The sequence below is a fragment of the Mycolicibacterium vulneris genome (assembly GCF_002104765.1).
In the GTDB taxonomy this organism is placed as follows: Bacteria; Actinomycetota; Actinomycetes; order Mycobacteriales; family Mycobacteriaceae; genus Mycobacterium; species Mycobacterium vulneris.
On the sequence record NZ_NCXM01000010.1, the window covers coordinates 94,582 to 106,221 of the forward strand.

General features: G+C 63.0%; 14 protein-coding genes. 1 reads left to right on the forward strand and 13 read right to left on the reverse strand.

Features of this window, described 5'->3' with window-relative positions; genetic code table 11:
* Positions 1 to 24 precede the first annotated feature (24 nt).
* The 8 genes from B8W69_RS11610 to B8W69_RS11645 are packed head-to-tail and all read right to left on the reverse strand — an operon-like array spanning position 25 to position 7,288.
* Positions 25 to 1,236: an acetyl-CoA C-acetyltransferase gene (locus tag B8W69_RS11610; protein WP_085289961.1), complete on the reverse strand. Its 1,212-nt coding sequence runs from the start codon at positions 1,234 to 1,236 to the stop codon at positions 25 to 27.
* Positions 1,233 to 1,487 (reverse strand): hypothetical protein, encoded by a 255-nt coding sequence (locus B8W69_RS11615; RefSeq protein WP_041297803.1) that lies wholly within the window; start codon positions 1,485 to 1,487, stop codon positions 1,233 to 1,235. The genes B8W69_RS11610 and B8W69_RS11615 overlap by 4 nt, the downstream gene beginning before the upstream one ends.
* Positions 1,488 to 1,494: 7 nt before the next feature.
* On the reverse strand, positions 1,495 to 2,025 hold the full coding sequence (locus B8W69_RS11620) for an aromatic-ring-hydroxylating dioxygenase subunit beta (RefSeq protein WP_085289962.1): 531 nt from the start codon (positions 2,023 to 2,025) through the stop codon (positions 1,495 to 1,497).
* Positions 2,022 to 3,293, reverse strand: coding sequence for an aromatic ring-hydroxylating oxygenase subunit alpha (locus B8W69_RS11625; RefSeq protein ID WP_085289963.1), 1,272 nt, complete (start codon positions 3,291 to 3,293; stop codon positions 2,022 to 2,024). The genes B8W69_RS11620 and B8W69_RS11625 overlap by 4 nt, the downstream gene beginning before the upstream one ends.
* Positions 3,290 to 4,939 (reverse strand): class I adenylate-forming enzyme family protein, encoded by a 1,650-nt coding sequence (locus tag B8W69_RS11630; RefSeq protein ID WP_085289964.1) that lies wholly within the window; start codon positions 4,937 to 4,939, stop codon positions 3,290 to 3,292. Before B8W69_RS11630 ends, B8W69_RS11625 begins: the two co-directional genes overlap by 4 nt.
* A complete protein-coding gene (locus B8W69_RS11635) occupies positions 4,936 to 5,721 on the reverse strand; it encodes an enoyl-CoA hydratase/isomerase family protein (protein ID WP_085289965.1) in 786 nt (261 codons plus the stop codon). Before B8W69_RS11635 ends, B8W69_RS11630 begins: the two co-directional genes overlap by 4 nt.
* On the reverse strand, positions 5,718 to 6,521 hold the full coding sequence (locus tag B8W69_RS11640; RefSeq protein ID WP_085289966.1) for an enoyl-CoA hydratase/isomerase family protein: 804 nt from the start codon (positions 6,519 to 6,521) through the stop codon (positions 5,718 to 5,720). Before B8W69_RS11640 ends, B8W69_RS11635 begins: the two co-directional genes overlap by 4 nt.
* Positions 6,518 to 7,288 (reverse strand): enoyl-CoA hydratase/isomerase family protein, encoded by a 771-nt coding sequence (locus B8W69_RS11645; protein WP_085289967.1) that lies wholly within the window; start codon positions 7,286 to 7,288, stop codon positions 6,518 to 6,520. Before B8W69_RS11645 ends, B8W69_RS11640 begins: the two co-directional genes overlap by 4 nt.
* 294 nt (positions 7,289 to 7,582) lie before the next feature.
* On the opposite strand from B8W69_RS11645, the gene B8W69_RS11650 reads away from it, so the two are divergent.
* Positions 7,583 to 8,380, forward strand: coding sequence for an SDR family NAD(P)-dependent oxidoreductase (locus B8W69_RS11650; RefSeq protein WP_085289968.1), 798 nt, complete (start codon positions 7,583 to 7,585; stop codon positions 8,378 to 8,380).
* Positions 8,381 to 8,479: 99 nt separating this feature from the next.
* On the opposite strand, the gene B8W69_RS11655 is transcribed toward B8W69_RS11650, so the two are convergent.
* The 5 genes from B8W69_RS11655 to B8W69_RS11675 all read right to left on the reverse strand — a co-directional run bounded on the left by B8W69_RS11655 (position 8,480) and on the right by B8W69_RS11675 (position 11,622).
* A complete protein-coding gene (locus B8W69_RS11655) occupies positions 8,480 to 8,995 on the reverse strand; it encodes a hypothetical protein (RefSeq protein ID WP_085289969.1) in 516 nt (171 codons plus the stop codon).
* A 192-nt stretch (positions 8,996 to 9,187) separates the two neighbouring features.
* Positions 9,188 to 9,613, reverse strand: a complete 426-nt coding sequence (locus B8W69_RS11660; RefSeq protein ID WP_245843215.1) for a hypothetical protein — start codon at positions 9,611 to 9,613, stop codon at positions 9,188 to 9,190.
* Positions 9,610 to 10,200, reverse strand: coding sequence for a hypothetical protein (locus tag B8W69_RS11665; RefSeq protein ID WP_439330603.1), 591 nt, complete (start codon positions 10,198 to 10,200; stop codon positions 9,610 to 9,612). The genes B8W69_RS11660 and B8W69_RS11665 overlap by 4 nt, the downstream gene beginning before the upstream one ends.
* 39 nt (positions 10,201 to 10,239) lie before the next feature.
* Complete coding sequence (locus tag B8W69_RS11670) at positions 10,240 to 10,818, reverse strand: hypothetical protein (RefSeq protein WP_439330604.1); 579 nt, start codon at positions 10,816 to 10,818, stop codon at positions 10,240 to 10,242.
* Between the two features lie 87 nt (positions 10,819 to 10,905).
* The gene (locus B8W69_RS11675; RefSeq protein ID WP_085289971.1) at positions 10,906 to 11,622 is read right to left on the reverse strand and encodes a hypothetical protein; all 717 of its coding nucleotides are present in this window, start codon (positions 11,620 to 11,622) and stop codon (positions 10,906 to 10,908) included.
* Between the last annotated feature and the right edge of the window lie 18 nt (positions 11,623 to 11,640).

Below are 11,640 nucleotides of genomic sequence, written 5' to 3' on the forward strand. Positions count from 1 at the left end.
CTCGCCGCGCACCCTGGTCGCCGGTCATGACGACGCTCCACGGAATATCGCGGCAATACCCTGCCCGCCACCGATACACATGGTCTCCAATGCCAAACCGCCCCCGCGCCTGCGCAACTCGTGCAACATCGTAGTGAGTATGCGGACCCCGGTGGCGCCGATGGGGTGTCCCAGCGAAATGCCCGAGCCATTGACATTCAGCCGGTCTTCGACGTCGTCGAGCTTGACGCCCCATCCGGCCAGCACCGCCAATACCTGCACTGCGAACGCTTCGTTCAGCTCGATCAGATCCAGGTCATCGAAGTTCAATCCTGTTCGACCGAAAAGCTTTTCCACTGCACCGACCGGGCCGATGCCCATCCGTGACGGCTCACAACCGACGGCGGCCCAGCCCTCGAAATAACCGAGCGGTTCCAGGCCGAGATCGTCTAGCCGATCTTCGGCCACCACCAGGCAGGCTGCCGCGGCATCGTTCTGCTGGCTCGAGTTGCCCGCGGTAACGGTGCCGTCGGGCATCACTGTGCGCAGGCGGCTCAGCGTGTCCAATGTGGTGTCTGGACGGACGCCCTCGTCACGGTCGAAAATCAGCGCCTCGCCTTTACGCTGCGGCACCTGCACCGCGACGATCTCCTCGTCGAACAGGCCTGCCCGCTGGGCCGCCGCGGCGCGTTGATGGCTGCGCGCGGCATAGCTGTCGGCGGCTTCGCGGTCGATGCCGTAATCGGTGGCCAGGTTCTCGGCCGTCTCGATCATGCCGCTGATCGGGCCGAATCGCGCGGGGGGCTGCGATAATTCGCGTCCGCGGTCGAGGCGGTCGTAGAGAGTCTGGTTGCCCGAACGGGATCCCCACCTCGCCGTCGTGGTGTAGTGCTCGATGTTGCTCATCGACTCGACGCCGCCGGCCAGCACGACGTCGGCGGCGCCGGTCTGCACTGTCATCGCCGCGGTGACAACCGCCTGCAGTCCCCCACCGCAGCGCCGGTCGATCTGCAGACCGGGGACACTAATCGGAAGATCGGCATGCAGCGCGGCCCACCGTCCGATGCACGGCGCCTCGGAATTCGCGTAGGACTGCGCGAATATGACGTCCTCGATGGCGGCCGGATCGACGGCGCTGTGCTCGACGACCGCGTCGATCACTCGCGCAGCGAGGTCCTCGGCGCGCAACGGCCGTAGAGTGCCGCCGAAGCCGCCGACGGCCGTGCGCAGCGGGCTGACTATCGCCGCGCGCCTCACGCGTCGCCCCGCCAACGATCGGACGAGGGATTCATCAGGGCGGTCAATCGATCCTCAGGCAGCCAGACGATGGTCTCCAATTCCAACGCATCAAGGTAACGCACGCGACCAGATCGAAGGTCCTCCAACCTCAGCCGCGGAGAATTACCTCTGGTATCGAAATTTACTGACACTTGGGCGAACTCACTGCCGATAACCGGACCCACACCGGCCGCGCTCACGGCACCGCCGTCGCCGAATTCAATCGTCATCAAGGGCTCAGATCAGAAATCCGAGGGTAGGAATCGGCCGGTCTTTATCCACCAGATCCACCTTCTTGTACACCAGTCGTAACTCCCCGTCCAGGCGACGCACCCGGTACGTGACGCGGCCGCCCCACAGGTGATTGCCGCGAGCCCGCGATTCCAGCACCATGAAGTTGGCGCCCACCTCCAAGTCGACTCCGCCGCTGGGATTTAGCTGAGTACCGAGGATTTCGATGTTGGACAGCAGACGACGAAGATTCGACGGCGGCGCCTGGGCATAACGCTTGCCGGTGCGAACCTGCTTGAGGCGAGTCGCGATGCGACTGCGGTTGTCGTAGATCACCGACATCGCGCGCAGCGGATCATCGGTCGAGGCGACCGGAACCCAATAGAGCGCGTCATCGGTCCACAACGCCTCCCAGGCGTCGTAATCGGACTCGTCTGCATAGCGCGCTTCCCGGTACAGGAATTGCTCGACCTCCCAGCGGTCGAAGCCCTCAGGCAGTCGCCCTACGGTGGCGGCGTCATCGCGTGTGCTCGTCACGATTCAGTCTCCATCAGCATCTTGTAATGCGACCAGAACCCGCGCATCCCAGTCTCATCGGTGGCTCCGCCGATAGTGAAGCCGTTCTCGTCGACGCTTTCGCGACTGAGTCCACGACGAACGTCGAGCCATTCTGGCGTCAGGTTCTCCAGGCCCAGTTGGTTACGCTCATACATCTCGGTGTCGTCGGCCAGCAGCATTCCGGCCGGCCCGACCGAACCCATGCACTGCGACACCATTCGCTTGTTCATCTCCGGCGCGCCGGCCAGTTGCACAGCCGTGGAGTACTGGATGCACTCACCCACCGACACCGGCTGGATGTTGAATACCTGGATCTCCGCGATGAACAGGTTGGGGAAGATCATCACGTGCGGCCCACCTTCGATGAGGATTTCATCTGCCGCATCGCCGTATCGCTTGCGGATCGCCGCGACGTAGTTGGGCACCCGGTCCTCGCTGGTGCCGAACCACCGCAATGGCTGGGCGAACTTGCGGAACTCCGGCCGCAAGTCGTTTTCGCTATGACCGTTTCCCAGGTCTCGGGTCACCGCGGTCGACGATTCGCTGTACAGAGCACCGATCGGGCTACCGGTGACGCCGAAGATCGAGCCGTGCACGAACTGGGGGTGGTAACCGTCGGTTTCGTTCTCCGCCAACAATTTCCAGTTGGCACGGGTCTGATGCTGCAACCAGCCAGCGGTGAGCTGGACTTCGCCCTCCGGCGACAGCCTGACCAGCCGGTCTATCTCACCGGCGGCCGCGCCGAGGTGCTCGACAAGGCTGGGGCCGTCGGCGGCGAAGCTGCCGAACACGAACCCGCGGTAGGTATCCATTCGCGGCACCCTGCCCATCGGCAAGTCCAGCTTGCGTTCACCGTAGCCCTTGAAGAACGGGAACCCTACGAGTTCACCGTCGTTGCGGTAGGTCCATCCGTGATACGGACAACGGAAGGTCGACGAGTTGCCCTTTGCGTCGTCGCAGACCTGATTGCCTCGGTGCGCGCAACGATTGAGCAGTAGGTGCAGCTGCCCGTCGCGGTCGCGGGTCATGATGACGTCCTGCAATCCGAGGCGCTTGCGCACATAGTCGCCCGCCTGGGACACCTCGCTCTCGTGACCGACGAAAACCCAGGACCGATACCAAACCTTGCGTAGCTCCTCGGCAAAGATGGTCGGGTCGGTATAGAGCGATCCATGCACCTTATCGCGTTTGATCAACTGGTCGTAGCGACTGCCAGTCGCGGAGGCTGACTCGATCAACGAAGTCATTGTTGGGGCTCCTCTCGGGAGATCTCACGCACGCTACCGTTTGCGATGAGGTCGGGTAAGGCGAACTTGCGCACCTTGCCGGTGGGCGTTCTGGGAAGGTCTTCAGCGATGAACCAACGCTGCGGAATCTTATGCGGCGTCAAGTGTTTACGCGCATGCGCATGCAGCCGATCAACGAGATCTGTCGGCAGCGGATCGTGGGCCTCGATCACCGCGCCCACAACCTCGCCCAGGCGGTCATCGGGAAGACCGAAGACGTGCACCTGGGCGTTCACATCATGCGTGGACAGACATGCCTCGATTTCGGCTGGGGCGACGTTCTCGCCGCCGCGGATGATGAGCTCTTTGAGCCGGCCGGTGATGGTCAGGTAGCCACGCTCGTCCATCGCACCGATATCCCCGGTGTGCACAAAGCCGTCCGCGTCAACCGTCGCAGCTGTGGCCTCAGGATCGTGCAGGTATCCGATCATCTGCTGATAGCCGCGCGCGCAGATCTCACCCGGCTGCCCAACCGGTAAGACCACACCTGTGACCGGGTCGATGACCTTGCAATCAACCTGCGGCAGTGCGCGACCCACGGTATGGAGCTGATCGGCACGTGGGTCGTCGGGCCGCGTTGCAGTGAGAACCGACGCGAGCTCGGTCTGACCGAAGACGGTCACCACTGCCGCGCCGAAAGTGCGTTCGGTCGCCTCGATGAGCTCCGCCGATACGGCAGACGCCCCGCCGAGGCAGACGGACAGCCGGGGTGGAGGATTGGTGGCGGTGCGCTGCGCTGCGAGGAGACTCGACAGAATCGTGGGTACGAAGAACAGCACCGACGCCTGTGCGCGACGCAGGCTCTCCAGCACCGCAGTGGGCTCGAACTGGCCGATCAGCACCTCGGTACCGCCGATCCACAACGGACCCAGCGTGCTGACCACGCAGGCGGCGGTGTGAAACATCGGCAGCGGGTTCACGGTCACCGCGCCGGCGGGGATGCCCGCAGACTGGACAGTTAGCTTCGCGACGTTGATCAGCGAACGGTGCCGCAGCAGTACTCCTTTCGGCGTGCCGGTGGTACCCGAGGTGTACTGCAGCATGACTGCTTCATCAGGGTCGGTTGGAGCTGCGGCGATCACCGCGCCGTCGACAGCGTCAGCTCGCCACTGCAGTCGGGACGACAAGCTGATGGTGCGCAAGGCCGGGAACGACCGGGCGATTTCGGCTACGACGGCGGCACAATCATAGTCGCGGCTGCGGTCAGCATGGATCAGCACCGAGGCACCAGAATGCCGCAGCGCGTAGTGCAGTTCGCTGGCACGCATCGCAGGGTTGAGCGCGACAAGGACCACGCCGGCAAGGGCGGCACCGTACTGAATTATCGGCCACTCCACCACATTCGGCGCCCACAGCGCGACATAATCACCCGGCTGCGTCAACCGGGACAGCGCGGTCGCTACTCGGGAGGCCTCATCCAACAGCTCTCCATAGGTGAATCGCAGCTCCGCTCCATCGCCATGACGCGGGCCGACCAAGGCCTCCACACCGTGGTGGGTGTGGGCCCGCTCGGTCAGCAGGCCACCGACGGTGTGGTCCACCAATTCCGTTCCGGTGTCGGCGTCCAGGTACGACCAGTCAAGGCGCCCATCTAGTTTCGCGCTCACCCCGCCGGCGCTCCGAATTCCGGACGTCGCTTGGTGCGGAAAGCGTCGATCCCCTCGGCGAAGTCGTCGGTGCCGAACAATTGCGCCTGGTGCTGAGCCTCGCGATCCAAAACGTCGAACGGATTCATCGAAGGTCCCTGTGCGAGTAGGGATTTTATTACGCCGTAAGCGTGCGTGGGGCCGGCGGCGAGTCGCTCAGCATCGATTAATCCGGCTTGTAGCGCAGATCCCGGCTCGGCGAGCGCATCAACGAGACCCACGCTCAATGCCTCGGTCGCGTCAAACGGCGTCGGCATCATCAGCATCTGCCGGGCGCGGGCCACACCGACACGGGCCGGCAGCGAGACGAACGTGCCCATGTCGCCCGCCAGGCCCACATTGGTGAAAGTCGTCGCAAAGCGTACGTTTCGGGCGGCGACCACACGGTCGCACGCGGCCGCGAGCGCGACGCCCGCACCGTAGGCGGAGCCTTCCACAGCGGCGACGACGGGCTTTGGGGTTCGCCAAATCGCGCGAATCACCTTTTGTGCCAGCTGAGCCCGTTCCAACGCCGCCTCGGGCTCCATACGCTGCATTGACGTGATGTCGCCACCCGAGCAGAATGCCGGCCCCGCACCTGTGAGCACAATTGCACGGATCGCGGTGTCGGCGTCGGCGCGCTCGAACGCGCCGGCAAGCTCGACTCGGACCCGAAGATCGATCGCGTTGCGCTTGTCGGGCCGGTTCAACGTGATGATCCGCACCGCACCGCGGTCTTCGGTAACTACACAATCGGCGTTCATTGTCCGGTGAATTTCGGCTTGCGGCGTTCGATGACAGCCCGCAGGCCCTCGAGTGCGTCGGCGGTTCCGGACAGTTCGGAGACCGTGCGCGCCTCTTCGGCCAGGCGTTCTTCGACCGACGACCCCAATCCGCTCCACACCAAACGCTTGGTGGCCGACAGCGCCCGGGTCGGCAGCGTCGCCAGCTCGGCCGCCAATTCCTCTGCACGATTGAGCAATTCGTCATCGTCGACGACTTCGGTGATCAACCCGATATCAAGCGCCTCGTCGGCTGTCAGAGTGGGATTCGTCAGCAGGATCCGCAACGCCTGCCGCAGACCGACCAATTGCGCCAGCGTCACTGATGAGCCGCCGTCGGGTGCCATGCCGACCCGGACCGCGCCGGAGAAGAATCTTGCTGATCGCCCCGAGATGACGATGTCGGAAGCGCACACCAATCCCAGTCCCCCTCCCCCGGCAGCGAAGCCCTGCACGGCCGTCACCACCGGCGCCCGAAGCTGGATCAGCGCGGCAGTGGCCAATTGCAGCCATGCCGTGGCCTCGCGCAGATAATCGGGGAGGTTTGCACCCTTGGATTCGAAGGTGTGGATATCGCCGCCGGCACAGAAATTGCGCCCCTCGCCGGTGAGCAGCACCACGCGTACCGCGGGATCCGCATGACACGCCAGCACCTTCTCATGCAGGACCTTGAGGAACTCGACGTTCATCCCGTTGGACGCCTTGGGCCGGTTCAGGCGCAACCTGGCAACGCCGTCCGCGACATCTAGGGCGACCGGCGCCGCAGTTTCTTTGACACTCATCGTTTGACTCCTCGCTGTCTGAACGCGGCCGCCCCGTTCTGTCCGGCACCCTCGCAGATGTGGTTGACCACCGTGTCGATTTCGTCATCCAATCCCAGCGGCGATGCCACCTCGACCCCGGCGTAGACGAGACGCTTGATCGACGTGACAGCCTCTCGGCGCCGCCCGGCCAACTCGGTGACGAACCGTTTCACGCCCTCGTCGAAACCGCCTTGCGGAAAACTTCGATAGGCCAAACCGTGGCGTACCGCCTCGGCGCCAGAGAGTCGATCGCCGGAGAGCAGCAGTCCCAGTGCCTGCTGACGCCCCACCAGCCGGGCCAGCCGCTGGCTGCTACCGCCACCGGGAACCATCCCGAACTTGATGTGGTTGTCAGCGATTTTGGCGTCGTCGCTGACCAGCACAATGTCCGAGGCCTGCATCAGCTCGAAACCGCCGGCCATCGCGACACCCTCGACCGCCGCGATCACCGGAACCTCGACGCGGGCAATGACTTCGCATGCACGCCGGAACCCCACGAAAAGTTCCCGCAGCGCATCAGATCCCTTCGACCGTAGGCGCTCTACTTCCTCGAAATCGCCTCCTGCGCAGAAGTTTCCGTTAGCCCCCCGGATGACGGCAACAGTGACGTCGGGGTTGTCACCTACCTCCAGGATGGTCTGTGTCAATTCCTCGTTCAACCCGACGCTGATTGCATTCAGCTTCTCCGGTCGATTGAGCGTGACCCACGCTATTCCATCGACGACATCGCGTCGCACCAGCGTCATCGCTTGGGCCCTCCGGTGAACTGCATTACGGTAACGGTAAATTCGGCCAGACCAGCGGTACCGCTCACGCGACGCCCTTGTCGGCTATCTTCCTGTGGGCGTCGAGCCCCATCACCGGTCGTAGCGCCGGACGGCCGAAGCCGCTGTCGTTGCCAGTGGTAGCGCAAGCGCACTGGTCGACCAACGACTCAGCCATCATGACCTCTCTCTATCGAATCCATTTACTACTATTTCTAATCCACGTTAAACTAAGATGACGGCGGTCACAACAGCCGCCCCGATGAGGAGCTCGGAATGGACCTTGGACTGAAAGCTGCCCGCGTGGTAGTGACCGGCGGCGCTTCGAACATCGGACGCGGCATCGTGCATGTGTTCGCCTCGGAGGGTGCTCGAATCGTGATTAGCGATATCGATAAAGCCCAGGCGGACCGGGTTCGTCGCGAAGCGCAAGATAGGGGCGCCGCCGAGGTCGAAGTTGCGATAGGTGATCTTACGGCTCCCGACGAAGCCGAGTCCGCAATTGGCGTCTCGGTCGATAGTTGGGGCGGCATCGACGTCTTGGTCAACAATGCCGGTTGGAGTGTGCCCGGTTTCATCGCGACCGACACCGACCGCGAAAAGTGGGAACGCACCATCGAAGTCAACCTGTTCACCGCGATCGCGGCCACGCAGGCCGCGATCGGCCCGATGAAGGAGGGCGGCGGCGGCGCGATCGCGTTCATCGCGAGCGACGCTGCATTCGGTCAGATACGTCAAGGCGTTTACGGTGCATCGAAAGCAGCGATGGTCGCCCTGGCCCGCACCGTGGCGCGCGAACACGGCCGCCACGGGATCAGGTCCAATGTCATCTGCCCGGGCCTGGTCATTCCCGAGGGTCCGGAGGCGATCGGCGAATCGAGTCTGTGGTCCGTCGGCCAGGATGAGGTGTTCAACCAGGATCAAATCGACTACATGATCAAGGGCACTCCGCTTCGCCGCTTGACCAGCGCCGAGGACGTCGCGAAGGCGGTGGCGTGGTTCTGTTCGCCGACGGCGGCGCGGCAGGTCACCGGGCAACTCATCTCGGTCAGCGGCGGCTACACGATCCCGTAACAGCGGCCATCCCGGCAAGGGCGAGCGCCAGTATCGGCGCGCCGGCAGCAGAGCCCGAAAGCAGTCGCGATTTCGGGTTCTAGGTTCGCGAACTCGTCACTACGAGTAGCACGGGCCGCCGCCGGGCGGCGCACACGATGCCGGCCCGAGCTGAACCCAGGCCAGGTCTATCCACGGCGCCGATAGCCAGGTCTTGGTGGGTTCGATGACGAACCTCATTGGGCCGCGCTCACAGTAGGTTCTGTTGTCGCCAGTTGCCGCGCAGCTCGTTCCCTCGTGGTCGATGCGGGAGTGCGGCGGCAACGGTTTGTCGGCTTGGTTGCCGGGAAACCGCGCCGCTACCGACCAGTCATAGTGCACTGCACGGTCTCCCTCGATCCAGCCGATATGGCCGATTCCCGGACCGGTGCCGGGAATATCGCCGGCACAGCCGAAGCTGCCCCGGCGCCAGATCCCACACGTCTGTCCTGTCGGGGACAAGAAAAACACTCCGCCCGGAGATGCGAAATCTTCAGCGTTGACCTCGTCGTAAAACCGGATATCCGGAAAGGGGTCAGGCCCGGCGCCCGGTGCCGGATCGGCCTGCGCCACCCCGGGATCGCCGAGGGCCAGCATGCCTACCCCGACAGCGGCCACAGTGCGGAAGAGGCCATCTCTGATCCCTCGACCGAGTCCGCGTCGGCGTCGAACAGTTCTTGGCTTTGACCTAATCACCAATTTTCCCGACCACCTCTCACGGCCCGCTTAGCGAAACGATGGAAATCTGCTCTGGCTACTAAGGCGATAAGGGTGGGTCTCATCGCGGGCCTACGTAATACGTGGCGTAACGCCGTAGCAAGCGGCATCACCGACATCAAGAGTGTTCTGGCAGAGGAGCTTGCCCTGGTAAAAGATGCGCGCGCTTACCCATTTGGACGGGCCCGCGCTCGGCCGCCAATCCACGCGAACCTGGCTTCCACCCGGTGGCGGAGCTTTTACCGAGGCTATCGTCGCGTCAATTCGCCAGGGCAGCGGCACGTTCGGTATCGCCACCCGTCCTGACGAATCCTCGTATTCGATGTTTGCCACGGTAATCACGTCGGACACGACTTCATAGGTGACGGATTCATCAGCCCGCGCAGTCGATGGGTTTATGAGCGCGGAAATGCTGATCGCCGCTAAGGCGCCGATCGACCCCGCGGCGCGCCGGAGACCGCGACTCCGCCGTTGCGCGCGCTGACCAGCCGGGATCATTTGCCCGCCAGGACGACGACAGCAAGAGAGAGTCCGGTATCTGCATTATGGAGAATGCTGACACCGAAATCGGTGTAGGAGCAATTGGCCAATGGCGCTGGGCCCGTCTCTTCCAGCGTCTTGAACACACCTGGGCTTACATTCAAGCTAACGCCGGCGCCCTGCGTAGTCCCTTCCAGTATCGCGCCTTTGATCGCGTCGGCGTCGCTGTTGTGCCCAGCGCCCTGCAGCGACCACGATTTGCCCGCGCTGCTGCCGAGGTCCTTGAGGATGGGCAGTGCGCCTGTCGGCGAGTCCGCAGGGGAATTCCTTGTCGTGTGGCTGACGTAGGCGTCGGTCGAGCGGTTCACGATCTCCGCAGCGTGCTCGTCGATCGGGTCATACCGCATCGGAGGGCAACTTGTGCCACTGCGCGCCGACATGACGGCTTGTTGGAGCGCGGGAGACGGATCGGCAGTGCTCAGCGGAGCGCACAGTACGGCGCTACTCAAAGCCGCGGCGAGCGCGACCAACGTCGCGCCGACTGCCGGCGCGCGACCTTGACGTGCCGGTGCCGGCACAGCCGTGCCGACATAGATTCTCAGCACGTGTGCCTCCTCATCGAGATGCCGCCCACCAGACCACGTTCAGTCGCAGACATGGGACCGCTGGATCTTGCTGCCGTAGTGCATTACCCGCTGAAACGATGGTCCGGTGAACCAGGTCGGCTGATGGCCCTTGATGCCCGCGCTGACGTTCGACAGGTTCTGCCAGAGAATGTAAAAGCTTTGACCCTCGTAAATCGGGAAATACATATCTCCTGCGTGGTCATAACTCTGAGTCAGCGACTGAGCACGGGGAGCAAGGAAGTCCACCGACTGATCAATATTCTCAGTCATGGCAGCTTGCCGCTCCGGGATCCCATCAGCGTCCCAGTTACCGTTCCTGCGCAATACGCTGTTGTTGAATCTCTCGATCTGGAGCTTCAAATCCGCGTAATCCGCATTGAACCATCCACACATTTCTCGCTCGGCATTGATATCCGCGTCGGTGACGTTCCCCCGAGTCTGGTCGAAGGGGAATGGAAATTTGGGCTGCCAATTTGCCATGGGCTTGACCGCCGCCAACGGCGAAGGCACCGTGTCGCGGCCCGGTGGATCTAGCGGATCAGCGCCGGCGCGAGCCACGAGAGCTGCCGTTCCAGAGAGAACGAGCAGCATGCACATCAACACGAGACTGCTCCGGAGACGAGTTCCGATCCGGCCGGTTGCTACGGATTCCATCCCTCAGCACATCCTTTGAAACATCGCCCGTTATTTCTGTCCAAGAGCTGCGGCGATGCCGCCGACGTCGCTGATTTGCCAGTCTTTGTTGCTGTCGATTGTGAGACTGTATGTCGCGGTCGACTGCAGTCCCTCAGGAGCTTGCATTGTCTTGGTCAGAACGCTGACGAAGGAGTCGACGACATAGGTTCCGCCCACATCTGAGCGAACTTTCGCGGCCAAGGGCCGCGCGGTCGAAACCCATTGCAGCGGAGTAAGGATCTGTTCCATTTCACCCGCGGCCTTGGTGAGCTTTTCCTTCAGTTCCGGGGAGGTGCCCTTGACGAGTTGCACCTTCCAAGCGTTGAGGTCCTGGAAGTTCATCTCGGCGGCATGCACGGCGTAGTCCTGGGCTATTTCTTCCGCATGCTTCTTGTTGCTGGTAGCGCGGGCTTCCGCACTCAATTTGTTCTGCGCGCCGATGTACAGCCACGCCAGCACTCCGATCGCGCTGGCAGCAATGCAAATAACGGCCGCCATCACCAACGTGCGCACCGATATCGACACCCGCGCGCGGGACTCGTCAGAGGCCGTCTTGGACTTACGCTTGACGGTCGCGGCTTCGTCAGGTTCTGAAGTTGTTTCTCCTGGCTTCTCGTCGTTCTTTGCCGGCTTCTTGTCGGCTTCTGGCTTCTCGTTCACTTCTGAATTCTCGTCGTCGACGACGTCGGACGACGCATTCTCGATGTCGTGGTCAGTGATGGACACGGCTTCCCCTCAAAACTT